Genomic DNA, 22,849 nt, shown 5'->3' with positions numbered 1-22,849 from the left:
TGCGGGAGAGCCGGTACGCAGAGTGATCATGACGGATCGGCCTCCCCCGCGATGACCTACCGTGACGGCCCGGCGCTGTCCGGGGCCCGCGCCGGAGGCGGGGCCCCTGGAGGCCGGAAAGGGGGTCAGAAGCTGACGGGCAGTCGGTGCGGGCCGCGGATGAGGAGGCCTTCACGCCAGGTCAGCGTGGCGGGGTGGGCGTCCAGCGCGAGGTCCGGGCAGCGCTCCAGCAGGGTCCGGACGGCGATCTTGGCCTCCAGGCGGGCCAGCGGTGCCCCCAGGCAGTAGTGGATGCCGTGTCCGAAAGCGACATGGCCGCGTACGTCGCGGCGGATGTCGAAGCGGTCCGGCTCCGGGTACCGGGCGGGGTCGCGGTCGGCGTCGGCGAGGACGGGGAGGACGAGTTCCCCGGCGGGGATGAGGGTGCCACCGATGTCCATGGGCTCGACGGCGAAGCGGAACGTGGGCGTCTCGACCGGCCCGTCGTAGCGCAGCATCTCCTCGACGGCGTTGTCCAGCAGCCCGAAGTCGGCCCGCAGGTCCGCCAGCTGGTCGGGGTGGGTGAGCAGCGCGAGGACACCGTTGGAGATGAGGTTGACGGTCGTCTCGTGGCCGGCGACGAGCAGTATCCAGGCCATGCCGAGGAGTTCCTCGGGGGAGAGCCGGTCGCCGTCCTCGTCCGTGGTGCGGATCAGCGCGCTCATCAGGTCCTCGCCGGGGTCCTGGCGCTTGGCCGCGACCAGCTCGGCGAGGTAGGCCGCGACGGCCGCCGCCGCCTCGCGCTTCTCCTGCGGCGGCGCGGAGCCGACCACGGTGTTCGACCAGCCGCGGAAGGCCTCCCGGTCGAGGGAGGGCACGCCGAGCAGTTCACAGATGACGCCCATGGGGAGCGGGAAGGAGAGCGCGTCGACCAGGTCGGCGCGGCGGTCCGGGGCCGCGAGCATCGCGTCGATCAGCTCGTCGGTCATCTCCTGCACCCGTGGGGCCATCGCCTGGACCCGCCGCGGGGTGAACTCCTTGGTGACGAGCTTGCGCAGCCGGGTGTGGTGCGGCGGGTCGAGGTTCAGCATGTGCGGGCCCGCGGCGACGAACGGCAGGGAGAAGCCCTCGGAGGCGTGCCGCATCTCCTTGGACAGCCGGGGGTCGTTGAGCATGGCGCGTACCTCGTCGTGGCCGACGACGAGCCAGGCGTCCGCGCCCTCCGGCATCCGCACCCGGTGCACCGGCCCTAACGCGCGCAGCTCCGCGTAGACCCGGTACGGATCGCGGGCGAACTCCCCGCCCATCCCCGCCAGATCGACTATGTCGCCCGTACCTGTACCCATGGGTGGACCCTCCTCGGTTGACCGGGTCCTCACATTAACGGGCGGTCCCTCCTCGGATCATCGTCCGTAGGCGTCCTCCGACCGGGTGTCGGGGCCGGCGTCGAAGGTGTCGCCGGGGTCGAAGGGGTCGGGGGTGACGGGGTGTTCGCGGTCGGCGTCGGGGTCGGCCGCGTCGGCGAGACGCGCCAGGAGGTCGGCGGCGCGCTTGGCGACGGTGTCCCGGTCGCCTTCGGAGAGCACCGAGCCCATGGCACAGGCGACGGCCCCGGCGGCGATCCACTCGGGGGCGCTGTCGATGGTGATGCCGCCGGTGGGCAGCAGCGCCGACTGCGGCAGGGCGGCCCGGATGTCCTCGATCCAGCCCGGGTGGTGGGCGGAGGCGGGGAACAGCTTGAGGGCGTCGGCACCCAGCTCCAGGGCCCGGACGATCTCGGTGGGGGTGGAGACGCCGGGGAAGACGGGGACGCCGTAGCGGTGGCCGGTGCGGATGACCTCGGCGTCGAGGCTGGGCGAGACGAGGAAGCGGGCGCCGGCCTCGACCGCCATCCGCGCGGAGGGGGCGTCCAGCACACCGCCCGCCCCGATGAGGGCCTCGTCGCCGACCTCGCGGGCCAGGGTGGTGACGACCTCCAGGGCGAACGGCGTGGCCAGCGATATCTCCAGGCTGGTGATTCCGGCGGAGAGCAGCGTGCCGGCCGTGGCCGTGGCCTGGTCGTAGCTGTCGCCGCGGACGACGGCGAGGACGCGCTGCGCCAGCGCGGCTCCGGTGATCTCCCAGCGGTACACGGCAGTTCGCCGCCCTTCTCGATGTGCGTACGGTGTCGTTGCGATGGGGCGAGGTACGGGGTCCGAGCGGGCCCGAGCGGGCTGACCGGACCCGGGTGCGGCCGGTCGGGTCCAACGAGGGGGGTTCGCGGGGGCGTTCTTACGGATCGCCGAGCCTCTCCGGGCTTGGCGAGGCCCGTCGACGGCGGGGCGAGCGTCAGCGGCCGTCGGCGGCCGGTGCGCCCGAACGCCCGTCCCCTGCGGGGGAGACGGCGGCCCGGGCGGGTATGAGCACGACCGCGCGAGTGATCGCTTCCAGGTCCTTCCTCACCGATGCCACGAGCGCCTCCCCGAACGTCGTCCCTATCAAAACGTTATCGGCAGGCGCTGACAATCGGGCCCCGAGTGCCGCCTCCGACAACGCGGCCCGACGCGACTGGCGGCCCCACCCGTCGGCGGTCAAGCGCGTACGTCATCCAGGAAGCTGATGTGGCGTCCGGTCGAGGTCACCCGTCCCGACCGGGGCAGTCGTCCTGTCGCGCCAGGGGGGTGGTGGCCCAGCCGCGTTCCAGCAGGGTGAACAAGTCGCACATGGTCCGGGCCGGGTCCTCGCTTGCCCGGGCGATGCTCGGGGCTTCCAGGGCGAAGCGTGCCAGGCCGGTGACGGCGGGGTCCTCCGGGGTGAGCCCGGTGGCCTCGGCGAGGGCGGCGGCCAGTGTCTTCTCGTGACGCGACCACATGCGCCGGGCGTAGTCCCGCAGCGCGGGGGTTGATTCGACGAGGACAAAAACGGGGTCGTCGGTCCGCACGACGGTACGGGTGTGCACCATGTGGTCGCGCAGGGCGTGCAGCACGGGCTGACCGGGGGCTCGGTCGCGAACGGCGGCGATCAGGGCGCTCTCGACGTCCGCGTCGAGGTCGAAGACGAGGGCTTCCTTACTGGGGAAGTGCTTGAAGAGCGTGCTCAGCGAGACGTCGGCCGCCTCCGCCACCTCGCGTACACCGACGTTGTCGAAGCCGTGCTCGGTGAACAGCCGCACCGCGGCATCCGCCAGGGCCTGCCTGGTCAGGGCCTTCTTGCGCTCGCGGCGTCCTGTCGTCGTCTCGGCCATGGCCCCACCTTATCCCTTGAGGGAATTCGATCGTAAAGGCGATCCGATACAAAGTCGGAGCGGTTGTACTTTTGGATCAGCTGTGCTTCGGTGGGTGGGACGCCCGACCGACAGCCGACTGCCGGAACCCGGGGCGCGTCCCGGTACCGGGACGACTGATCCGCCCTGCCCGAAACAGGGCGTCACCACCAGCACTCTCCTCAAGCGGCGAACGGAGCCCGACCCTCATGGCCACCACCCCTCGCATCGCGATCACCGGCGCCGGCCCCGGCGGCCTCGTCTGCGCACGCGTCCTGCAGCAGCACGGCATGCCGGTCACGGTCTTCGAGCGTGAGACAGACCCCTACAGCCGCTCGCAGGGCGGCAGTCTCGACATCCACGAAGACACCGGCCAGACGGCCCTGCGCGCAGCCGGCTTGTTCGACCGGTTCCGCTCCCTGTCCCGGCCCGACAGCCAGGAATGGCGTCTGTACGACCGGCACGCGACCCTGATACGCCACGACCGGGCCGACGGGAACGATCAGAGCAGGCCCGAGATCGACCGCGGTCAACTGCGCGCGCTCCTGCTGGACTCCCTCGCCCCCGGCACGGTCCGCTGGGGCCACACCGTAACGGCCGTCACCCCGTTACCCGACGGCGCCGCCCGCCTGCACCACCACGACCGCACCAGCGCGGGCTTCGACGACTTCGACCTGGTCATCGGCGCCGATGGCGCCTGGTCCCGGGTGCGCCCCGCGCTCTCCGACACCCAACCCACCTACGCCGGTGTCACGTTGGTGGAAACCCACTTCGACGACGTCGACCACCGTCACCCCGGCATCGCCCACCTGGTCGGCCGCGGCACCATGTCGGCCAAGGCGGGCCGCCGCAGCCTGGTACTGCAACGCAACAGCGGCGGACACGTCCGCGCCTACATCACCTTCCGCGGCCCGCAGGACTGGCACGCCGGCCTCGACCTCGCGGACACCGAAGCCGTACGCGTCCGCCTCCTCGCCCAGTACCAGGGCTGGCACGGGAGCCTGCTGGACATCCTGCGTGACAACGAGGGCGGTTTCGTCAACCGGCCCATGTTCGTCCTTCCCGTTCCCCACTCCTGGCAGCGCGTCCCCGGTATCACCCTGCTCGGCGACGCCGCCCACCTGATGCCGCCCGTCGGCGTCGGCGCCAACCTCGCCCTGCTCGACGGCGCCGAACTCGCCCGAGCCGTCATCGACCACCCGACCATCGACGAGGCCCTCGACGCCTACGAGAGCGTCATGCTGCCCCGCGCCACCGACCACGCGAAGACCGCCCAGCGGATGCTGACCACCCTCATGCCCGACACCGACTCCGACGACGCCGTCTTCCCCGACCCGCTCTGGCCGGCCGGCCCGCACCCCGCTCACACCGGCTGAGCCCGGCCGGGAACGCACCACCCGGAAGCGGGAGAGTCCCGCCACCGTGGCCGGTGGCGGGACTCTCGTGCCGGTCGTTCACGGGACCACCGCGGGTCCGTGTCTTCAGCAGCTGTGGTCGACCAGGTCGAAGGTCCGGTAGTGATCGCCGGTGTAGTAGTCCTCCTGGCCGCCCGTCTTCCCGGTGACGATGCGCCGGGCACCGCGGTCCGGGGAGCCGGGGGTCTTCACGGTGTACTCGTGGTAGTAGCCGCCGTCGTGCTTCGGCAGGACGCCCTCGCGGTTGGAGAAGACGGTCCCGTCCTTCGGGTACGGGAAGGGGCCGTTGGCCTGGATCAGCCGCAGGGTGTCGTGGGCCTGCGAGGGCAGGGCGGAGTAACAGATGGTGCCGACGGCCTTCACGGCGACCGTCGACTGGTACGTCGGGGCGGCGGTCGCGGCCGGGGCGGCGACGGCGGTGCCGAACAGGAACGACGAGGCCAGGACGGCGAGGGCGGCGGTACGCGCGAAACGGTGGGGGGTTGTCATGACGCCAGCATCCCGCGACGGGTACATGTCATGTCAACGTTGATGATCAACTGTTTCCCAGGTGTTCACGGCATGCTCCCGGTTTTCACGACATCCGGAAGGTGCTCTTTCAGTCCCGGTCCGCTCCCTCGCGGAAGGTGCCAGGGCGCCCGATTTTGCCCGGGAGGCAAAACTTTTGCCCCTGAGGTAAGGGAGGGCTATACCGGAACCATGAGCCAGTTGCCCGACCCGCCCGACGCGCCACCCGGCCTCGCGGCGGGGTCCCCGTCGGACGGCCACGCCGACCGACTGCCCGACGTCGCCCCGCGGCTGCGGGCCCTGCGCAAGCGCAGCGCGCTGACGCTGGAGGCCGCCGCCGCCCGGACCGGCCTCTCCCCCGCCCATCTGTCGCGGCTGGAGACCGGCCGCCGGACGCCGTCGCTGCCGATGCTGCTGGCATTGGCCCGCACCTATGGAACGACGGTATCCGACGTGCTGGGCGAGGTGGCCGCGGAACGGGACCCGATCGTGCGGGCGGACCGGATGGAACCGCAGGAGGCGGGTGGTTGGACGTACTGGCGGGCCGGGGGCTCGGGCCGGGCCATGCAGGCGCTCCGGCTGCACGTACCGGCGGTCGGGGGCCAGGACGAACTGGTGCGGGTGCACGCGGGCGAGGAATGGCTGTACGTCACGAAGGGGCGGCTCCGGCTGACGCTCGGCGAAACCGCGCATCTGCTCGGCCCGGGCGACTCCGCCCACTTCGACTCGCTCACCCCGCACCGCATCGCCGCCGCCTCGCACGGCGGGGTGGACCTGCTGTTCATGCACACGCTGATGCAGAGCGGCGTGGCCGAGCTGTGCCTCGGCAATGCCGCACCGACCCGAAGGGGAACGCCATGAGCGACGCCGACATCACACGCGCCACCACCGACGCCGTCACGACCCACAGCACGCGCGGCACCGGTGAACGCACGCGGAACGAGGAGGACCGGGCCCCGATGGGCATGACCATCCGGGTCTTCATCTACCTGGTGGCCGTCCACTTCATCGTCGCGTTCTTCTTCCTGATCTTCTGGCTCGCCGGGGCGGAGTGACACGCGCGGCCGCCGGGCCGCCACGGCACGATCTTCTGGGAGCCTGGTCGTCGGTACCGGTCGGCCACACCCGGGAGGCGGAGCGATGGCGCGTACGGCTGAGGACATCCTGGCGGACGCCGTGCGCCGGTCGGCGCCAGGCGACGGGACGAACAGGCTCGTGCCGCTGATCGAGGCGGGCAGGGCACCGCGGGAGACGATCGCCGCCTTCGCGCTGGAGCAGCACCACGTCATCACCGGGGACAGGGGCAGCTTCCAGCGGCTCGCCGAGCGGGCCGCCGGCACCCAGCCCGCCGTGGCCGGCTTCTTCACCTCCCTGGTCCAGGGCGAGGACGTCGCGCTGGACCGGCTCGGGGCTCTGGCGGGTGCCTGCGGGCTGGACGGGACGGCGGTGCGGGCGTACGAACCGCTGGCCGGATGCCAGGCGTATCCGGCGTATACGGCCTGGCTGGCGCTGCACGCCGAGCCCGCGGACGTGGTCGTGGCACTGACCGCCAACTTCGCCGCGTGGGGCGGGTATTGCGCCACCGTCGGCCAGGCGCTGCGTCGTCACTACGGGTTCGACGACGCGGCGTGCGGCTTCTTCGACTTCTTCGCCGAGCCCGCGCCGGAGGGCGTGGAGCGGTCGTCGGCGGCCGTCCGGGCGGGGCTCGCGGCCGGGCTGGTCTCGGAGCGGCTGGCGCATCGCTACGGCCGCCTGCTGCGGGACTACGAGCTGATGTTCTGGAACACGCTCGCCGGGCCCTGATCCGGCCCGCGACCGCGTCATGGGCCGCTATACGGTGGCGATATGACGAATATCGAACACACCTCCGTCGCCTACCGGGTGGCTCGCGCCGAGGAGTTGGACGCCGCCGCAAGGCTCGACAACTCCTTCACCACGGACGCCGTCATCGAGGTGACGTCCACGGACGACGGCTTCCGGCTGCGCGAGGTGCCCGTGGACCCGCCCCTGCGCAAGGTCTTCCCCGACGACGAGGAAGGCGACGAGCAGAACGACGGAGCCGAGGACGACGGCACCACCCGTGTCGTCGTCGCGCTCGACGGTGACGGCACGCTGTGCGGTGCGATCACCACCGAGTTCTCCGCCTGGAACAGCCGCCTCGTCATCGCCGACGTGCGGGTCGCACCCGGCCACCGGGGCCGGGGCGTCGGGCGCGATCTGATGGACCGCGCCCTCGACCACGGCCGGGAACTCGGCGCGCGCACGGCGTGGTTGGAGGTCTCCAACGTGAACGCCCCGGCGGTGCGGGCGTACCGCCGGATGGGCTTCACGCTGTGCGGTGTGGACCTCACCCTCTACACGGGCACCGCGTCGGAGGGCGAGCAGGCCCTGTTCATGAGCCGTCCGCTCATGACGTGAGGCGGCGTGCCCCTTCTTCCGTGAGGGATCCGTGGACGCGCAGCCGGGCGATGCCGCCGTCGGGGTAGATGTCGATCCGTAGGTGCGTGGCCGTGGGGGCCTTCTCCAACCGGAAGCGGTGGACCGTGTCGGGCTGGAGGCGGGTGCGGGGCAGGATCTCGGTCCAGCCGGTGGTGTGATCGGCGGGGTCGGCGCCGGTGGTGGCGTCGAGTACGGACAGGGCGGCCCAGCCCGCCGCGTTGCCCTTGTAACAGCCCGTGTCGATCTCGACGGCGCGTGGCACGGACTGCTCGGTGAGGCGGTAGCGGACCCAGTCGTGGCCCTTGTCGCGGCGGCGGCGGGTCTCCCAGCCGTCGTCCATCTTGCGGGAGCGGCCGGGCTGGATGGTGTGGACGGGCGGGGAGTAGAAGCGGTCGGAGGCGTCCTCGGCCCGGCCGCCGTTCTCCAGGGCGACGAGGTCGAAGGTGCCGAGGACCGCGAGCCACGCGGGGTCGGGGACGGCTTCGCCGTGGACGCGCAGCCGGGCTATGCCGCCGTCGGGGTGCTGGTTGAGCCGGAGGTGGGTGAAGCGCCGCGGGTCGCGGACGGTGAAGCCGTTGGCGGCGTGACCGCCGACGGGGGTGCGCGGGACGAGGACGGTCCACTCCACGTCGGGGGCGAGCAGGTCCTCGGCGGAGGGCGTGCCGGTGACGGAGGCGGCCTCGACGCTGACGGCCTGCGGGTAGTTGCCGCGGAAATGGGCGGTGTCGACGACGATGCCGTGGACGACGCCGGGCGTGCCGAGCCGGATCAGGGCCCAGTCGTGGTCCTCGTCCGTGGGGTGCGGGGTGTCGGCCCCGGCGCCCCGGCGGCGGCGGGTCTCCCAGCCGTCCATGATTTTGCCCTTGTGGCCGAAGCGCTCGGGGTCGAAGAGGGCGGCCTCGGGGTTCAGCAGGTTCTCGCGCTCGGCGAAGAACTCGTCGTTGGCGGCGAGCACGCCCGCGCCCAGCCGGCGGTCGGCGAGGTCGGGCAGGTGGGTGAAGCCGAAGGGGGCCGAGCGGTAGTCGGCGTAGGGGTCGCCGCCCGCGTACGGGCGCGCGTCACCGACGAAGGAAGAAGCGAGGGGTGTGTTCCCGGGGGTGCCGCTCATGCGCTGCGCTGCCTCTCCAGAAGTCGGCCGGTGGGTTCGCCGGGCGTGCCGTGGTCGGCGATGCGGTGGCCGCGCAGCCACGTCGACCGTACGACGCCGCTCAGCGTCCTTCCGGCGTAGGCGGTGGTGGGATTGCGGTGGTGGAGTCCGGCCGGGTCGACCGTGAAGGTGTCGTCGGGGGCGAGGACGGCGAAGTCGGCGTCGCGGCCCGCCTCGATGGCGCCCTTGTGCGTGAGTCCCGCCAGGGCGGCGGGTGCGGTGGCCGTCCAGCGGGCCACGTCGGCGAGCGAGTGGCCGCGCCGCCGGGCCTCGGTCCACAGTGCGGGCAGGCCGAGTTGCAGGGAGGAGATGCCGCCCCACGCCTTGGCGAAGTCGGGGACCTTGAGGTCGGTGGTGCAGGGCGAGTGATCGGACACGACGCAGTCGATGGTTCCGTCGGCGAGGCCCTGCCAGAGGGCGTCCTGGTTGGCGGCCTCGCGGATGGGCGGGCAGCATTTGAACTCGGTGGCCCCGTCCGGCACTTCCTCGGCGGTGAGGGTCAGGAAGTGCGGGCAGGTCTCGACGGTGATCCTTACGCCCGCGGCCTTGGCGGCGGCGATCATCGGCAGGGCGTCGGACGACGACAGGTGCAGGATGTGCACCCGGGCGTCGAGCCGCCGGGCGACGTCGACGAGCGCGGCGATCGCGTCGTTCTCGGCGGCGCGCGGGCGGGAGGCGAGGAAGTCGGCGTAGCGCGGTCCGCCGTGCTGGGGGGCGCGCTCCAGGTGGGCGGGGTCCTCGGCGTGCACGATCAGCAGGCCGTCGAAGGCGGCGATCTCACCGGCCACGGCCTCCAGGTCGGCGCGGCGGAGATGGGGGAACTCCTCGACCCCGGAGGGCGAGAGGAAGGCCTTGAAGCCGAGGACGCCGGCGTCGTGCAGGGGTCGTAGATCGGTGACGTTGGCGGGCAGCGCGCCGCCCCAGAAGCCGACGTCGACATGGGCCGCGGGGCGTGCCACGTCCTGTTTGATCCGCAGGTTCGCGACGGTGGTGGTGGGCGGGACGCTGTTGAGCGGCATGTCCACGAGCGTGGTGACGCCTCCGGCGGCGGCGGCCCGGGTGGCGGTGGCGAACCCCTCCCATGCGGTGCGGCCGGGGTCGTTCACATGCACATGGGTGTCGACGAGCCCGGGCAGCAGGGCGTCCTCGCCGAGGTCCAGGACGTCGGCTCCCGCCGGGGTTTCGCCGCGATGGGGCAGGACGGCCGTGATCCGGCCGCCGGCGACGGCGACGCAGGCGGCACGGATGCCCTCCGGCGTGACGACGCGTGTCGAGCGCAGTACCAACTCCACCTCGGACACGGCGTCTCCTCGATTCCCGGCCTCGGACGAGCGTGACTTTCCCCAGGCATTTTTCAACGTTCTGTTGAACTGGGTGGGACGCAGTCTTCATTCGCGGCACACCCCCGTCAAGACCCGTCACTCGTTCACCCGGCTTCGGCTGCCCCGCAGCGGCTTCCGTTGCACGGAAGAAACCTTCCGTCACGCAAAACGACGCGTAGTGCGGCCGGGGGCCTGCCGGTAGGCTGCTCCCACCCACTCCCGGAAGGACCGCGCCGTGCCCTCGTCCGCCGAGCCCAAAGCCTCGCCCACCGGAGGCGTCCAGTCGCTGGAGCGCGCCTTCGACCTGCTCGAGCGGATGGCCGACGCCGGTGGCGAGGTCGGACTGAGCGAGCTGTCCGCCAGCAGCGGGCTGCCGCTGCCCACGATCCACCGGCTGATGCGCACGCTCGTCGCCTGCGGATACGTCCGCCAGCAGCCCAACCGCCGCTACGCGCTCGGGCCCCGGCTGATCCGGCTCGGCGAGAGCGCCTCCCGGCTGCTCGGCACCTGGGCGCGCCCGTACCTCGCCCGGCTCGTCGAGGAGACCGGCGAGACCGCGAACATGGCGCTGCTCGACGGCGACGAGGTCGTCTACGTCGCGCAGGTGCCCTCGCGGCACTCGGTGCGGATGTTCACCGAGGTCGGCCGTCGGGTGCTGCCGCACTCCACGGGTGTCGGCAAGGCGCTGCTCGCCCAGGCCGGCGACGAGGAGGTGCGCGCGCTGCTCGCCCGTACGGGCATGCCGGCGGCCACCGAGAAGACCATCACGACGCCCGAGGCCTTCCTGGAGGCCCTGGCCCGGGTGCGCGAGAGCGGCTTCGCGGTCGACGACAACGAGCAGGAGATCGGGGTGCGCTGTCTCGCGGTCCCGGTGCCCGACTCCCCCACGGCCGCGGCCGTCTCCATCTCGGGCCCGGCGGGCCGGGTCACGGAGGCCTCCGTGGAGAGGATCGTGCCCGTCCTCCAGGAGGTCGCGGCCGAACTGTCGGTGGCCATCGCCGACACGACGGCTTCCGCTTGAGGCGATGACGGGTGCGCGTCCCGCTGCGCAGCGGTGGCCTCGATCTCCCCCAGTTACCGCCGGGAAGTGCCCACCCGGCGCGCTGCACAACCAGCCCGTCCTGCGTTTGAGGGCGCGCCCGCAGGGCGCTGACCGCCGCAGGCGGCAGGACGGCCCGCGGCCGAAGACCTGCCGGCCGGGCGAGAGGCGCCACCCGCCATAAGTGGCACAGGCGGCACCGGCGGCTCGTTCACACCCCGTCAGGGGCCTCCCGGGGGCGCGGCACTTCCGCCGCGGCGCACGGCTGTTCCGGTGCCGACGTCTCCACCTTCGGCTCCCGCACCACGCGCGCCTGTCTGGGCACCGTGCCCGGCTGCTCGCCGAAGCTGTCGACCGCCGCACGGACCTCGCCGAGGGCCTGGGCCAGGGCGCTGACGGAGCCCACCGCGCCCGCCACCAGCAGCAGCGAGCGGCGCAGCCGGGGCACTTCCGGCGCGCCCGCGCGCGCCATGGCGTCCAGGGCGGCCAGCTCGTCCTCGGCGGCGTCCCGGTCGGGTAACTGCGCGGGGTGCGCGGCGAGCGCCCGGCGCAGCCGGGACACCGCGGCACGCAGCTCGCTCACCCTCGGGTCGTCGCCGATTCGGCCCGCTCGCTCCTCTTCCACCACAACGGCGCCTTCCGCCACGATTCTCCCCCTCCCACCCGCTCGCGCGGATCAGTTAACGCCACTTTCCGTGCGGAGCGCCACACTCACAGCGAAATTCAGGCCGCGTGCTCACGTACGGGTGACAAACGGCTGTCCACCGCACATCGGACCGCGGTGGTGGGGACTTCCGGCACGCGCCCGGTGGGCATCCGGTATGCAAGGCCCATGGCACAGACGACAGATGCGACGGACACGACGGCCGGGCCGGTGCCCGTCGCCGGATTGCTGCTGGCGGCGGGCGGTGGCCGACGGCTCGGCGGGCGGCCCAAGGCGCTGCTCGCCCACCGGGGCCGTCCGTTGGTGGAGCACGCGGCGCGGGTGCTGCGCGAGGGCGGCTGCGGACCGCTGTGCGTGGTGCTGGGGGCGGGGGCCGCGGAGGTCCGGGGGCGCGCGGGGCTGTCGTGGCCGCCGGGGGCGGACGTGGTCGTGGTGGACAACCCCGACTGGGCGTCGGGCATGGGCTCGTCACTGCGGACCGGGCTGGCGGCCCTGGCCGCCACGGGGGCGTCGGCGGCGTTGGTGACGCTGGTGGACCAGCCCCGGATCGGACCGGCCGCGGTGGCGCGCGTGCTGGCCGCCCACCGCTCGGGCGCGGGGCTGGTGGCCGCCTCGTACGACGGCGAGCGCGGGCACCCGGTGCTGTTCGCGCGACGGCACTGGGAGGGCGTCGTGCGCTCGGCCACCGGTGACCGGGGGGCGCGCGCGTATCTGCGGGAACACGCCGCGGCAGTCACGCTCGTCGAGTGCGGTGACATCGCGGCGCCGGACGACATCGACACACCGGACGATCTCTCGCTGCTCGACTGAGCGCCGAGCGAGGGGGTGAGGTGGCACCCAGCGCCACCTGGGCCCCTCAGGTTCCGGATAGCGACGTGGCGGAAAATCTCAGGACGCCGACAGACCATTGAACTTCCACCATGAGGAAACTATTCTCCACTGGCACCGCGTGCCGTCACCGCAGACCCGTATGACCGAGCGCCCCGGCGGCCGCCGGACGTCCGCCCGCTGAAGGAGTGACAGCCCATGTCCGCACCAGCGCCGTCCCCGCTGGCCACCGTCGTCGCCGACCCCGACCGTGCCCCGGCTCGCCAGGACGAGGTCCTGACCGACGCGGCACTCGCCTTCATCGCCGCGCTGCACCGCCGGTTCACCCCCCGCCGGGACGAGCTGCTCGCCCGCCGCGCCGAGCGCCGCGCCGAGATCGCCCGCACCGGCACGCTGGACTTCCTCCCCGGGACCGCGGCCGTCCGCGAGGACCCCGACTGGCGGGTCGCGCCCGCCCCTGCCGCGCTGAACGACCGCCGGGTGGAGATCACCGGCCCGACGGACCGGAAGATGACCATCAACGCCCTCAACTCGGGGGCACGGGTCTGGCTCGCCGACTTCGAGGACGCCTCCTCCCCCACCTGGGAGAACGTCATCGGCGGCCAGCTCAATCTGATCGACGCCTACGAGCGCCGCATCGACTTCACCAGCGAGCAGGGCAAGTCGTACGCCCTGAAGCCGGCCGGCGAGCTCGCGACCGTCGTGATGCGCCCGCGCGGCTGGCACCTCGACGAGCGCCATCTCACCGTCGACGGCCGCCCCGTCCCCGGCGCCCTGGTCGACTTCGGCCTCTACTTCTTCCACAACGCCCGACGGCTGATCGACCTCGGCAAGGGCCCGTACTTCTATCTGCCCAAGACCGAGTCGCACCTGGAGGCCCGCCTCTGGAACGACGTCTTCGTCTTCGCCCAGGACCACCTCGGCATCCCCCAGGGGTCCGTGCGCGCGACCGTCCTGATCGAGACGATCACCGCGGCCTACGAGATGGAGGAGATCCTCTACGAGCTGCGCGAGCACGCCTCGGGGCTGAACGCCGGGCGCTGGGACTACCTCTTCTCCATCGTCAAGAACTTCCGTGACGGCGGGGCGAAGTTCGTCCTGCCCGACCGCAACGCCGTGACGATGACCGCGCCGTTCATGCGCGCGTACACCGAACTGCTGGTGCGTACGTGCCACAAGCGCGGCGCGCACGCCATCGGAGGCATGGCGGCCTTCATCCCCTCCCGCAAGGACCCGGAGGTCAACGAGGTCGCCTTCCGGAAGGTCAAGGCCGACAAGGACCGTGAGGCGCACGACGGCTTCGACGGCTCCTGGGTCGCCCACCCCGACCTCGTGCCCGTCGCCCGCGCCTCCTTCGACGCGGTCCTCGGCGAGCGGCCGCACCAGAAGGACCGGCTGCGCGAGGACGTCCACGTCGAGGCCGGGGAGCTCATCGCCGTCGACTCGCTGGAGGCGAAGCCGACCTACGAGGGCCTGCGCAACGCCGTCCAGGTGGGCACCCGTTACATCGAGGCGTGGCTGCGCGGCCTGGGCGCCGTCGCCATCTTCAACCTCATGGAGGACGCGGCCACCGCCGAGATCTCGCGTTCCCAGATCTGGCAGTGGATCAACGCGGGTGTCGTATTCGACAACGGCCGCAAGGCCACCGCCGAGCTGGTCCGCGAGGTCGCGGCCGAGGAACTCGCCGCCGTCCGCACCGAGATCGGCCCCGACGCCTTCGCCGACGGGCGCTGGGAGGAAGCCCACGACCTGCTGCTGAAGGTGGCCCTCGACGAGGACTACGCGGACTTCCTCACCCTGCCGGCCTACGAGCTGCTGGGGTAGGGCGCCGCTGGGCGCGGCCGTCACGTCACGGCCGCGCCCAGCGCCACGAAGCCGCAGATGAGGACGGCCAGGATCACCAACAGCGGCCATACGAACCGCAAGTACTTGTCGTAACCGACCTTCGCCAGTGCCACCCCGCCCATGACCACGGCGGTCGTCGGCACCCACAGGTTCATCCAGCCGCTCGCCGCCTGCCAGGCCGTGACGACCACCGCCCGGGAGACGTCGGCGAAGTCCGCGAGCGGCGCGAGGATGGGCATCGCGAGGGTGGCGTGGCCGGAGGTCGAGGGGATCAGGAAGGCCAGCGGCAGATTCACGACGTAGACCATGACCCCGAACAGCGCCGCCGGGGTGCCGGAGACCGCACCCTCGATGGAGTGCAGGACAGTGTCGATGATCTTCGAATTATTCATGATCACCGTGATGCCGCGCGCGAGCACGATCACGAGCGCGGGCGCGATGAAGTCCGCCGCGCCCTGCACGATCGTCGCACTGAGCCGCTGCTCGCCGAGCCGGGCGACGAGCCCGATCAGCACCGCCGCCGCGATGAAGAGCGCCGCCAACTGCGCGAAGGACCAGCCCAGTTCCCACGGGTACGGCGTCGCGTCCGCGTCGCCCGTGAGGGCGCTCGCCCAGGGGATCACCGAGAAGATCATGAAGGCGAAGACCAGCGCGACCGCGGCGAGCACCGCCTTGTGCAGACCCGTGAGCTCCGGGGGCTCCATGGCCTCGGCCGCCAGTTCGCGGTCGCCGGGGCGGAAACCGACCAGTGAGCGGCCCGGGTCGGCGCGCACCCGGTGCGCGTACCGCACGACGTAGCCGATGGTCACCGCGGTGAGGACCACCCACATCGCGAAGCGCAGCACGATGCCGTCACCCAGCGAGACATCGGCGGCCGAGGATGCCACGCCGGTGGCGAACGGGTTGACGGTGGAGGCGAGCACGCCGACGCCCGCACCGAGGATGATCGTGCCGGTGGCGACCATGCGGTCGTAGCCGAGGGCCAGCATCAGCGGCACGATCAGCCCGTAGAAACCGAGGGTCTCCTCGGCGAAACCCTCGACCGTGCCCAGCAGCGAGAAGACGGTCATGACGGCCGCGATGAGCAGGGCACCGCGGGCGCGCAGCCGGTGGGCGAGCCGCTCGATGCCCCGGTCCAGGGCGCCGGTGGCGAAGACGACGGTGATGAACGCGCCGATGGCCAGGACGAAGAGGAAGACACCGGCGCTGCCGTACAAGGCGCCGGACGCGTCCGGGGCGACCTGGCCGGTGGCGGCGTCGCGCACGCCGTAGAGGCCGTTGACCGGGGACAGGAACAGCTCCCCGAGCCGGTGGGTGAAGTCGCCGGGTGCCGACTCCCGGTGGTAGGTGCCCTGGATCGGATTGCCGTCGGCATTGCGCTTGTACACACCGGAGGGGACGACGAAGGCGAGGATCCAGACGGCGACCGTCACGACCGCGAGGACGGTCAGGGCGCTGGGGAAGACGAAGCCGCGTCTTCCCTCCGGCTCCCCCTCGGCATCGCGGTCCACGCCGGAAACCCCTCTCCGCACTGACGGGTGGTCACTTCGCCCCGATTGTGGCGTAATACGGCGGCTCTCCCTAGCCGCCACGCACGGACCGGCCCGTACCCGGCGGAGGATCAGCGCACGACCGGCACCGGCTGCTCCGGCACCACCGCCTCCGGGGCGGTGCCCGCGCGCCGGTGGCCGAGGTGGTTGAAGGCGAGGTTGAGGACGACCGCCGTGAGGCAGCCGGCGCTGACCCCCGAATCCAGGATGATCTTCAGGGTCTCGGGGATGGCCGTGTTGTCGTAGAAGGTCTTGGAGACCACCGGGATCAGTCCCATGCCCAGCGAGGTGGCGGCGATCAGCAGATTGTCGCCCTGTTCCAGGCCCGCTGTGCGCAGGACATTGACGCCGCTGGCCGCGACCGTGCCGAAGAGCACGATGCCCGCGCCACCGAGGACCGGCTGCGGTACGACGGCGATGAGCGACGCGAAGACGGGGCTCAGCCCCAGCAGGACGAACATCAGTCCGCAGGCGGCCACGGTGTAGCGGCTGCGCACCTTGGTGAGGGCGACCAGGCCGATGTTCTGGGCGAAGGCGCTGTTGGCGAAGCCGTTGAAGAGGGGGCTGAGCGCGGTGCCGAGCGTGTCCGCGCGCAGCCCGCCGGCGATGACCTTCTCGTCCGCCTCACGGCCGACGATCTCGCCGAGCGCGAGCATGTCGGCGGTGCTCTCGGTCATGCAGACCAGCATCAGGATGCACATGGAGACGATGGCGGCGGCCTCGAACTGGGGGCTCCCGAAGTGGAACGGCGTCGGGAAGCCGACGACGGCGGCGTGCCGGGTGGCGGTGAAGTCGACCACCCCCGCCGGGATCGCGAGGAGAGTGCCGGCGATCAGACCGAGCAGGATCGCGATCTGTTGCAGGAAGCCCCGCAGCAGCCGCCGCAGGACCAGCACGATCAGCAAAGTGGCCCCGGCCAGGCCGAGGTTGGTCAGGGAGGTGGGTTTCTCCGGATGGCCGCCCTGGATCCAGCCGAAGGAGACCGGCAGCAGGGTGACGCCTATCAGGGTGATGACGGTCCCGCTGACGATGGGCGGGAAGAAGCGGACGAGTTTGCAGAAGTAGGGGGCGAGGAGGAAGCCGAGCGCGCCGGCCACGATGACGGCCCCGAAGATGATCGGGAGGGCGTCCTTCTTGTCGCTCTGGGTGTCGGCTATGGCGAGCATCGGGGCGACGCCCGCGAAGGAGACGCCGTTGACGAACGGCATCCTGGCCCCGACCTTCCAGAACCCGATGGTCTGGAGAAGGGTCGCGATGCCCGCCGTGAAGAGGGAGGCGCCCACCAGGAAGGTGATCTCCAGCGGCGAGAGCCCGAGGTAGGCGCCGAGCACGAGAGGGGGCGCGACCACGCCCGCGTAGCTGGCGGCGACGTGCTGAAAGCCGGTCGTGATCAGCCGGCCCGGGCGGGGCAGGCGGTCCACGGGATGGACGTCGTCGGTGTCGGCTGCCGGTTCGGGGCTTGGCTCGGTGAACCTGGGCGCTGCGCCCACGGGGGCCTCCTGTCGGGGTTTCGTGTCGCGGTTTGTCCTGCCGACGGCGGCGGATCTTCGACTGCGGGCCGGCTCTGCCGCCTGCGGCGGCGGGCGCCCTGCGGGCGCGTCCTCAATCGCCGGACGGGCTGGATTGGGCTGAGCTCAGCCGAAACCAAGCCCGTCCGGCGATTGAGGACACCGCCCAGCCGAACTGCCCGTGGGTCCCGGTGGGACCCACGGGCCCCGGCCGAGGGCCGTCCCCCTCGGTCGAGCCTTGGAGCGCGGGGGCGCCTCTCAGGCCTCGGCGGCGATGTGGGCGAGACGCCGGGCCTCCCGTCGGGCCTCCCGCGCGATGGTGTCCTCGTCGGCGGTGACGAGCCGGCCGTCCTCGACGACCGGCTTGCCGTTGATGAGGGAGAGGGTGACCGGGGCGGCGGCGCCGAGGACGAGGGCGGCGACCGGGTCGGCGATGGTGGAGTGGCCGAGGCCGTCGAGCTTCCACAGCACGAGATCGGCGAGCTTGCCGGCCTCCAGCGAACCTATTTCCGCCGCCCGCCCCAGCACCCGCGCGCCGCCGTGGGTGCCCAGCCGCAGGGCCTGCCGGACGTTCAACGCGCCTTCGCCGCCCGCCAGTCGGTGGATGAGGAGGGCGTTGCGCAGCTCGGTGTGCAGTTCGCCGGACTCGTTCGAGGCGGTGCCGTCGACGCCGAGACCGACAGGAACGCCCGCCTTCCGCATGTCGGGGATCCGGGCGGTGCCGGCCGCGAGCCGGGCGTTGGAGGAGGGGCAGTGGGCCACGCCCGTGCCGGTGCGGGCGAAGGCTGCTATGTCGGCGTCGTTCATATGGACGCAGTGGGCCATCCAGACGTCCTCGCCGAGCCAGCCGGTGGACTCGAAGTAGTCGGTCGGCCCCATGCCGAACAGTTCCTTGCAGAACTGCTCCTCCTCGACCGTCTCCGAGCCGTGCGTGTGCAGCCGCACGCCCTTGCGCCGGGCCAGCGCGGCGGCCTCCCGCAGAAGATCGGTGGAGACGGAGAACGGCGAGCAGGGCGCGACCCCGACGCGCAGCATCGAGTCGAAGCTCGCGTCGTGGTGGGTGTCGATGGCCTCCTCGGTGGCGAGCAGCGCCGCCTCGGTGGTCTCCACCGCGAAGTCCGGCGGCAGCCCGCCGGCCGACTGCCCGCGGTCCATCGAGCCGCGGGTGGGGCTGAACCGTACGCCCGTCTCCCGGGCGGCGCGGATCTCGGCGCCGAGGAGATCGCCCGCACCGCGGGGGAAGACGTAGTGGTGGTCCATGGCGGTGGTGACACCACCGCGGATCATCATGGCGAGGGAGCCCCGGGCCGCCGCGTAGACAATCTCCTCGTCGATGCGCGACCAGGTGGGGTAGAGGGCGACGAGCCAGTCGAAGAGGTTGGCGTCCTGGGCGAGGCCGCGGGTGAGCCATTGGTAGAAGTGGTGGTGGGTGTTGACGAGACCGGGGGTGAGCAGATGGCCGGTGCCGTCGACGCGTCGGACGACGTCCCTCAGGCCCTCGGGGGCGGCCCCCGGGCCCACCGATTCGATTCTGTTGCCGGCGACGACGACATGGCCCGAGGCGTATTCCGTGTCGTGCGCGTCGACGGTGGCGATGGCGCAGTTCTCGATGACGACGCGGCTCCTGGCGCCGTCGGGGGCCGGGGATGCTGCCATGGTGGTCCTCGTTCTGTCGGGGGGGGTGCGCTCAGAGGTTCGTCAGATCGACCGGGATGCGCTGCTCGGCACCGTCACGCAGGACGGTCGCCTCGATGAGGCCGTAGGGCCGGTCGGCCGCGAAGTACACGGCTCCGTCGGCGGTGTCGTTCTTGATGCCGAACGGCGAGAGGTCCACGAGGAAGTGGTGCTTGTTGGGGAGCGAGAGCCGGATCTCCTCGATCTCCGGATCCCGCTCGACGACCCGTGAGCCCATCGCGTGGAGCGTCTGCTGGAGGGAGCGGGAGTAGGTCTCGGCGAAGGCGCTCAGCAGATGGCCGCGTGCCTGTGCGTAGGAGCGGTCCCAGTCCGGCATCGGCCGCGCGTCGTCACTCCACGCGTGCCGCCAGCGGGCGTGCACCTCGGTGGCGAGGATCCGGTCGTCGGTCTCCTGGAGCGTGGTGTAGCGGTCCTTGACGTAACCGCGGAACTCGGAGTCGGTGGTGTTCATCACCACGAGGTCCCCCAGCCCCGAGACGATCTGCCAGGCCGAGCCGTCGAAGCTGATCTGCGCGGTGCGCGTCTCCTGGTTCCGGCGGACGAAAGAGTGCTCGCCCGGACCGGGGGTGGCGATGCGTTCCCAGGTGTACTCCTCGATCCGGATGCGCGCGCCGGTCACCGCTTCCTGGCTGGTGACGAAGTGGCGGGCCAGATGGATGCCGAACTGCTCGGCCGTCTCGACGCCGTGTTCCTGGGCGAAGGCGAACACGGTGTTCTTGGTGGTGTCGGTCGTCAGGACGTTGGTGTTGGAGCCGGAGAGATGGACCTCGTCCATGTCGCCGGAGAGCGCCACCGAGACGTTGAGGTCCTTGACGTGGTGGGTGGCCCCGTCGCGGGTGACCTTGAGGACGCGGTTCTCGGCTTTGCCGTACTGGTTCTGGCCAAGGACGGTCATGGGCTTGCTAGCTCCCTCGGTATACGGAGTAGCCGAACGGGTTGAGCAGCAGCGGTAGGTGATAGTGCTCGCCCGGTGTGACGGCGAAGGTGACCGTCACCTCGGGGAAGAAGGCTGCGCCCGCGGCTTGGCTGCGTGCGAGATACGGCTCGACCAAGAAGGTGAGCCGTGCGTGGGTCGTGCCCTCCGGCAGTGCCGGGAGGTCCTTGCAGCGCCCGTCCGTGTCCGTCTTGGAATGGCCGACCACGCGGTAGTGATCGTCGGTACCGCGTGCGGACAGCTCGACGGCGACGCTTCCGGCGGGACTGCCGGTGCTGGTGTCGAGGATGTGGGTGGACACCGAGGTGGTCTCCTCGCCGCTCATGGTGGGTCTCCTTCGCCGTCGGGTGCTGCCGCGAGCCGGGCCAGCCGAATGCGGTTGATCTTGCCCAGTTCCCTCCGCACGATCTCGCGTTCGTGTTCCGGCGCGTTGTCGATCCGGTGACGAACGGCGTCGCGCATCTGTTCGCCGGTGAGGCCGGTGGCGCAGATCAGGAAGACGTGTCCGAACTTCTCTTGGTAGGCCAGGTTCAGTTCGAGCATCTCGGCCCGGAGCGCGTCGGGGGCGTCCGTCATCCCCCGCTGTTCGCGGGCGGACGCCGGATCCCCCGGCTGCGGGCGCCCGATCGGCGGATGCCCGGCCATCGCCTCGGCCAGGTCCGCCGCCCGGAGCCCGGCCGTCGCGGCGTCGCCCGCGGCGAGCAGGGAGGCGGTGTCGGGGTAGGGGCGCCGGGCGAGGATCTCGTCGGCCCAGGCCGCGCTGGCGCAGACCGCGCGCAGTGCGGCCCGGGCGGCGTGGTCCTCGGCGGCGTTGAACCGGGTGAGCCCCGGCGTCGGACGCGTAGTCGAAGTCACGGCAGCCTCCGCGGCGCTTGCGTGTGCTGTGCTCGGACGGGCTGCGCATAGCTAACGCCCTCGGCAACACGGCGTCAACACTTTGTTGAAATTCCCGTGGGGTGGCGTGCGAACGCGGGAACCGACGTCCGGATACCGGATGCCGGAGTGGCTTGATGGTCCGATCGAGGCGTCTTGTCCGAGAGAGGATTACGCCCGCGACGGCCACGGCACCCATACCGCGAACCACGGAGACGCCGCGGGCGAGCACCGTCCGTACGGAGGGAAGACCATGCCCACTGGCCTGTCGATCCACATCGGTCTGAACAAAGTCGACCCCGAGAAGTACGACGGCTGGGACGGCGAGCTCAACGCCTGCGAGAACGACGCCCGGGACATGGCCGAGCTCGCCAAGAGCCTCGACTACCGGGGCCGGACGATGCTGCTGACGCCGGACGCGACCGCGCAGAACGTCACCGCGGCGCTGAAGAAGGCCGCCGGAGAGCTCAAGAGCGGTGACATCCTCTTCCTCACCTACTCCGGACACGGCGGCCAGGTCCCCGACCTCAACGGCAACGAGAAGGACCGGCAGGACGAGACCTGGGTCCTCTTCGACCGGCAGCTCGTCGACGACGAACTGTACGAGCTCTACGGGGCCTTCGAGGACGGCGTGCGCATCGTCGTGCTGTCGGACAGCTGCCACAGCGGAAGCGTCGCCGAGCAGGTCACCGGGATGCTCGCCCCCGAGGAACTGGAGAGCGCCTTCGGCACCCGGGAGCCGAAGGAGGCGGAGAAGAAGATCAAAGCCCTTCCGCTGTATCTGAACAACAAGCTGTACAAGCGCGACAGGACGCTCTACGACCGGATCCAGCATGAGCTGCCGGCCAAGGATGCCCGGGAGATCGGGGCCAGCATCCTGCTGATCTCCGGCTGCCAGGACGACCAGACCTCCATGGACGGCCCCGTCAACGGCGCGTTCACCGGTGCGCTGCTGAGCGTCTGGGCCGGCGGGACGGGCTTCTCCGGCGACTACCAGGCGCTGCACCGCCGGATCAAGGAGGAGCTGCGCGGCGAGTACCTCCAGAGCCCCAATCTCTTCCTGGCCGGCCGGCCCGACCCGGAGTTCGTCGAGCAGCGGCCGTTCGCGATCTGAGCGGCTCCGCGCCAAGGTCCTCGCGCGCCGTCAGCCCGCGTCCCCTCCCGAGCCACCCCGGGCGGCGTTCTCCCTGTTCAGGTAGTTGTAGACGGTGAAGCGGCTGACGCCGAGCGCGACAGCCACCGTCTCCACCCCGTGCCGCACCGAGAACGCGCCGCGCTGCTCGAGGACCCGTACGACCGACTGCTTCGTCTTGCGGTCCAGCTCCGCGAGCGGCATGCCGTGGCGGCGTTCCAGCTCGGCGAGGATGTGGTCCAGCGAGTCGGACAGATGGGGCAGGCGCACGGCCACGACCGGGCGGCCCTCCCAGGACAGCACGACGTCGTCGCCCTCGGCGCGGTCCGGGTCGATCAACTCCCCGCCCATGGCCTCGACGAGCGGTCTGACCGCGTCGCGGAAGGGGCCCGCCGCCGACTCCGTCACGAGCCGTCCTCCGGAACCACGTTGATCTGCAGCGACACCCGGGTGGCGCCGGCCCGGAGCGACGCGCGCACCAGCTCGTCCACCGCCGTCAGCACGGCCTCGGCCCCGCCCTCGGCGGTGTTGCCGAACGGGCCGACGTCGACGGCGTCCAGCGCGGCGCCCTGGACCACCTCACGGGCCACCACCGCGTGCGGCGGGGCCTCGTCGAGATCGAACGGTTCGGTCGTGAATTCCACTCTCAATCGCACGCGGCCCAACCTACTGCGCGCTCCCGCCTTCGGTGGGCCCCTCTTGACAGCCTTCCCGTGGCGCGGGCACCCTTC

24 protein-coding genes and 1 pseudogene are annotated in these 22,849 nt (G+C 71.7%); 9 read left to right on the top strand and 16 right to left on the bottom strand.

The features are described from left to right. Positions 1-125: 125 nt before the first annotated feature. The 4 genes from AB8O64_RS29010 to AB8O64_RS28995 form a co-directional block, all read right to left on the bottom strand. Entirely contained in the window at positions 126-1,325 is a 1,200-nt protein-coding gene (locus tag AB8O64_RS29010) for a cytochrome P450 (protein ID WP_370422304.1), read from the bottom strand. Positions 1,326-1,382: 57 nt separating this feature from the next. Continuing rightward, positions 1,383-2,111 carry a bifunctional 4-hydroxy-2-oxoglutarate aldolase/2-dehydro-3-deoxy-phosphogluconate aldolase gene (locus AB8O64_RS29005; protein WP_370422302.1) on the bottom strand — a complete coding sequence of 243 codons (729 nt, stop codon included), beginning with the start codon at positions 2,109-2,111 and terminating at the stop codon, positions 1,383-1,385. A 196-nt stretch (positions 2,112-2,307) separates the two neighbouring features. After that, positions 2,308-2,430, bottom strand: a complete 123-nt coding sequence (locus tag AB8O64_RS29000) for a hypothetical protein (RefSeq protein WP_370422301.1) — start codon at positions 2,428-2,430, stop codon at positions 2,308-2,310. A gap of 166 nt (positions 2,431-2,596) precedes the next feature. Beyond that, positions 2,597-3,202, bottom strand: a complete 606-nt coding sequence (locus AB8O64_RS28995; protein WP_370422299.1) for a TetR/AcrR family transcriptional regulator — start codon at positions 3,200-3,202, stop codon at positions 2,597-2,599. A gap of 227 nt (positions 3,203-3,429) precedes the next feature. Between AB8O64_RS28995 and AB8O64_RS28990 the strand changes: the two genes are divergently transcribed. Next, a complete protein-coding gene (locus AB8O64_RS28990; protein WP_370422297.1) occupies positions 3,430-4,596 on the top strand; it encodes an FAD-dependent oxidoreductase in 1,167 nt (388 codons plus the stop codon). A gap of 105 nt (positions 4,597-4,701) precedes the next feature. Here the strand turns inward: AB8O64_RS28990 and AB8O64_RS28985 are convergent, their stop codons facing one another. Then, a complete protein-coding gene (locus AB8O64_RS28985; RefSeq protein WP_370422295.1) occupies positions 4,702-5,124 on the bottom strand; it encodes a ribonuclease domain-containing protein in 423 nt (140 codons plus the stop codon). Between the two features lie 210 nt (positions 5,125-5,334). Here AB8O64_RS28985 and AB8O64_RS28980 point away from each other — a divergent pair, with 210 nt between their 5' ends. From AB8O64_RS28980 to AB8O64_RS28965, 4 genes are all read left to right on the top strand, one after another. Further along, positions 5,335-6,003 carry a helix-turn-helix domain-containing protein gene (locus tag AB8O64_RS28980; protein WP_370422293.1) on the top strand — a complete coding sequence of 223 codons (669 nt, stop codon included), beginning with the start codon at positions 5,335-5,337 and terminating at the stop codon, positions 6,001-6,003. Continuing rightward, the gene (locus AB8O64_RS28975) at positions 6,000-6,197 is read left to right on the top strand and encodes a DUF6126 family protein (protein ID WP_370422291.1); all 198 of its coding nucleotides are present in this window, start codon (positions 6,000-6,002) and stop codon (positions 6,195-6,197) included. The genes AB8O64_RS28980 and AB8O64_RS28975 overlap by 4 nt, the downstream gene beginning before the upstream one ends. An 85-nt stretch (positions 6,198-6,282) precedes the next feature. After that, positions 6,283-6,945: a transcriptional regulator gene (locus AB8O64_RS28970; protein WP_370422289.1), complete on the top strand. Its 663-nt coding sequence runs from the start codon at positions 6,283-6,285 to the stop codon at positions 6,943-6,945. 42 nt (positions 6,946-6,987) lie between these two features. Then, the gene (locus AB8O64_RS28965) at positions 6,988-7,560 is read left to right on the top strand and encodes a GNAT family N-acetyltransferase (RefSeq protein ID WP_370422287.1); all 573 of its coding nucleotides are present in this window, start codon (positions 6,988-6,990) and stop codon (positions 7,558-7,560) included. Here AB8O64_RS28965 and alc read toward each other — a convergent pair. Together alc and allB are read right to left on the bottom strand one after the other, a co-directional pair. Continuing rightward, complete coding sequence (gene alc, locus AB8O64_RS28960) at positions 7,550-8,689, bottom strand: allantoicase (protein WP_370422285.1); 1,140 nt, start codon at positions 8,687-8,689, stop codon at positions 7,550-7,552. The two genes, AB8O64_RS28965 and alc, sit on opposite strands and share 11 nt — an antisense overlap. Beyond that, the gene (gene allB, locus AB8O64_RS28955) at positions 8,686-10,029 is read right to left on the bottom strand and encodes an allantoinase AllB (RefSeq protein ID WP_370422284.1); all 1,344 of its coding nucleotides are present in this window, start codon (positions 10,027-10,029) and stop codon (positions 8,686-8,688) included. The genes alc and allB overlap by 4 nt, the downstream gene beginning before the upstream one ends. Positions 10,030-10,285: 256 nt before the next feature. On the opposite strand from allB, the gene AB8O64_RS28950 reads away from it, so the two are divergent. Further along, the gene (locus AB8O64_RS28950) at positions 10,286-11,071 is read left to right on the top strand and encodes an IclR family transcriptional regulator (RefSeq protein ID WP_370422282.1); all 786 of its coding nucleotides are present in this window, start codon (positions 10,286-10,288) and stop codon (positions 11,069-11,071) included. 349 nt (positions 11,072-11,420) lie between these two features. On the opposite strand, the pseudogene AB8O64_RS28945 reads toward AB8O64_RS28950, so the two are convergent. After that, positions 11,421-11,735, bottom strand: a pseudogene (locus AB8O64_RS28945) (DUF5955 family protein); the annotation flags it as partial. A 186-nt stretch (positions 11,736-11,921) separates the two neighbouring features. Here AB8O64_RS28945 and AB8O64_RS28940 point away from each other — a divergent pair. Continuing rightward, a complete protein-coding gene (locus AB8O64_RS28940; protein WP_370422280.1) occupies positions 11,922-12,563 on the top strand; it encodes an NTP transferase domain-containing protein in 642 nt (213 codons plus the stop codon). 216 nt (positions 12,564-12,779) lie between these two features. Further along, the gene (gene aceB / locus AB8O64_RS28935; protein WP_370422278.1) at positions 12,780-14,405 is read left to right on the top strand and encodes a malate synthase A; all 1,626 of its coding nucleotides are present in this window, start codon (positions 12,780-12,782) and stop codon (positions 14,403-14,405) included. Positions 14,406-14,425: 20 nt separating this feature from the next. Here the strand turns inward: aceB and AB8O64_RS28930 are convergent, their stop codons facing one another. The 6 genes from AB8O64_RS28930 to uraD form a co-directional block, all read right to left on the bottom strand. Continuing rightward, a complete protein-coding gene (locus AB8O64_RS28930; RefSeq protein ID WP_370422276.1) occupies positions 14,426-15,937 on the bottom strand; it encodes a YfcC family protein in 1,512 nt (503 codons plus the stop codon). Positions 15,938-16,047: 110 nt separating this feature from the next. Then, entirely contained in the window at positions 16,048-17,466 is a 1,419-nt protein-coding gene (locus AB8O64_RS28925; protein ID WP_370422274.1) for a nucleobase:cation symporter-2 family protein, read from the bottom strand. A gap of 276 nt (positions 17,467-17,742) precedes the next feature. Next, positions 17,743-19,140, bottom strand: coding sequence for an 8-oxoguanine deaminase (locus AB8O64_RS28920; protein WP_370422272.1), 1,398 nt, complete (start codon positions 19,138-19,140; stop codon positions 17,743-17,745). 31 nt (positions 19,141-19,171) lie between these two features. Further along, entirely contained in the window at positions 19,172-20,074 is a 903-nt protein-coding gene (pucL, locus tag AB8O64_RS28915) for a factor-independent urate hydroxylase (RefSeq protein WP_370422270.1), read from the bottom strand. A gap of 7 nt (positions 20,075-20,081) precedes the next feature. Further along, positions 20,082-20,438 carry a hydroxyisourate hydrolase gene (gene uraH / locus AB8O64_RS28910; RefSeq protein ID WP_370422268.1) on the bottom strand — a complete coding sequence of 119 codons (357 nt, stop codon included), beginning with the start codon at positions 20,436-20,438 and terminating at the stop codon, positions 20,082-20,084. After that, on the bottom strand, positions 20,435-20,968 hold the full coding sequence (gene uraD / locus AB8O64_RS28905; RefSeq protein WP_370422266.1) for a 2-oxo-4-hydroxy-4-carboxy-5-ureidoimidazoline decarboxylase: 534 nt from the start codon (positions 20,966-20,968) through the stop codon (positions 20,435-20,437). The genes uraH and uraD overlap by 4 nt, the downstream gene beginning before the upstream one ends. A 271-nt stretch (positions 20,969-21,239) precedes the next feature. Between uraD and AB8O64_RS28900 the strand changes: the two genes are divergently transcribed. Then, positions 21,240-22,100, top strand: coding sequence for a caspase family protein (locus tag AB8O64_RS28900; RefSeq protein ID WP_365207941.1), 861 nt, complete (start codon positions 21,240-21,242; stop codon positions 22,098-22,100). 30 nt (positions 22,101-22,130) lie between these two features. Here the strand turns inward: AB8O64_RS28900 and AB8O64_RS28895 are convergent, their stop codons facing one another. Both AB8O64_RS28895 and AB8O64_RS28890 read right to left on the bottom strand, forming a co-directional pair. Then, a complete protein-coding gene (locus AB8O64_RS28895) occupies positions 22,131-22,526 on the bottom strand; it encodes a helix-turn-helix domain-containing protein (protein WP_370422264.1) in 396 nt (131 codons plus the stop codon). Continuing rightward, the gene (locus AB8O64_RS28890; RefSeq protein WP_365207936.1) at positions 22,523-22,774 is read right to left on the bottom strand and encodes a hypothetical protein; all 252 of its coding nucleotides are present in this window, start codon (positions 22,772-22,774) and stop codon (positions 22,523-22,525) included. The genes AB8O64_RS28895 and AB8O64_RS28890 overlap by 4 nt, the downstream gene beginning before the upstream one ends. Positions 22,775-22,849: the final 75 nt, after the last annotated feature.

This window comes from Streptomyces sp. QH1-20 (genome assembly GCF_041283565.1).
Classification (GTDB): Bacteria; Actinomycetota; Actinomycetes; order Streptomycetales; family Streptomycetaceae; genus Streptomyces; species Streptomyces syringius.
Note: the sequence above shows the minus strand (reverse complement) of the source record. Positions and strands in the feature narration are given on the sequence as shown.

Coding starts and splice junctions, on each gene's coding strand:
- AB8O64_RS28965 (WP_370422287.1), top strand. CDS start 6,988: ATGACGAATATCGAACACACCTCCGTCGCCTACCGGGTGGCTCGCGCC.
- AB8O64_RS28985 (WP_370422295.1), bottom strand. CDS start 5,124: ATGACAACCCCCCACCGTTTCGCGCGTACCGCCGCCCTCGCCGTCCTG.
- AB8O64_RS28970 (WP_370422289.1), top strand. CDS start 6,283: ATGGCGCGTACGGCTGAGGACATCCTGGCGGACGCCGTGCGCCGGTCG.
- AB8O64_RS28995 (WP_370422299.1), bottom strand. CDS start 3,202: ATGGCCGAGACGACGACAGGACGCCGCGAGCGCAAGAAGGCCCTGACC.
- aceB (WP_370422278.1), top strand. CDS start 12,780: ATGTCCGCACCAGCGCCGTCCCCGCTGGCCACCGTCGTCGCCGACCCC.
- AB8O64_RS28920 (WP_370422272.1), bottom strand. CDS start 19,140: ATGGCAGCATCCCCGGCCCCCGACGGCGCCAGGAGCCGCGTCGTCATC.
- AB8O64_RS28980 (WP_370422293.1), top strand. CDS start 5,335: ATGAGCCAGTTGCCCGACCCGCCCGACGCGCCACCCGGCCTCGCGGCG.
- AB8O64_RS28900 (WP_365207941.1), top strand. CDS start 21,240: ATGCCCACTGGCCTGTCGATCCACATCGGTCTGAACAAAGTCGACCCC.
- AB8O64_RS28940 (WP_370422280.1), top strand. CDS start 11,922: ATGGCACAGACGACAGATGCGACGGACACGACGGCCGGGCCGGTGCCC.
- AB8O64_RS28975 (WP_370422291.1), top strand. CDS start 6,000: ATGAGCGACGCCGACATCACACGCGCCACCACCGACGCCGTCACGACC.
- AB8O64_RS28990 (WP_370422297.1), top strand. CDS start 3,430: ATGGCCACCACCCCTCGCATCGCGATCACCGGCGCCGGCCCCGGCGGC.
- alc (WP_370422285.1), bottom strand. CDS start 8,689: ATGAGCGGCACCCCCGGGAACACACCCCTCGCTTCTTCCTTCGTCGGT.
- pucL (WP_370422270.1), bottom strand. CDS start 20,074: ATGACCGTCCTTGGCCAGAACCAGTACGGCAAAGCCGAGAACCGCGTC.
- uraH (WP_370422268.1), bottom strand. CDS start 20,438: ATGAGCGGCGAGGAGACCACCTCGGTGTCCACCCACATCCTCGACACC.
- AB8O64_RS29010 (WP_370422304.1), bottom strand. CDS start 1,325: ATGGGTACAGGTACGGGCGACATAGTCGATCTGGCGGGGATGGGCGGG.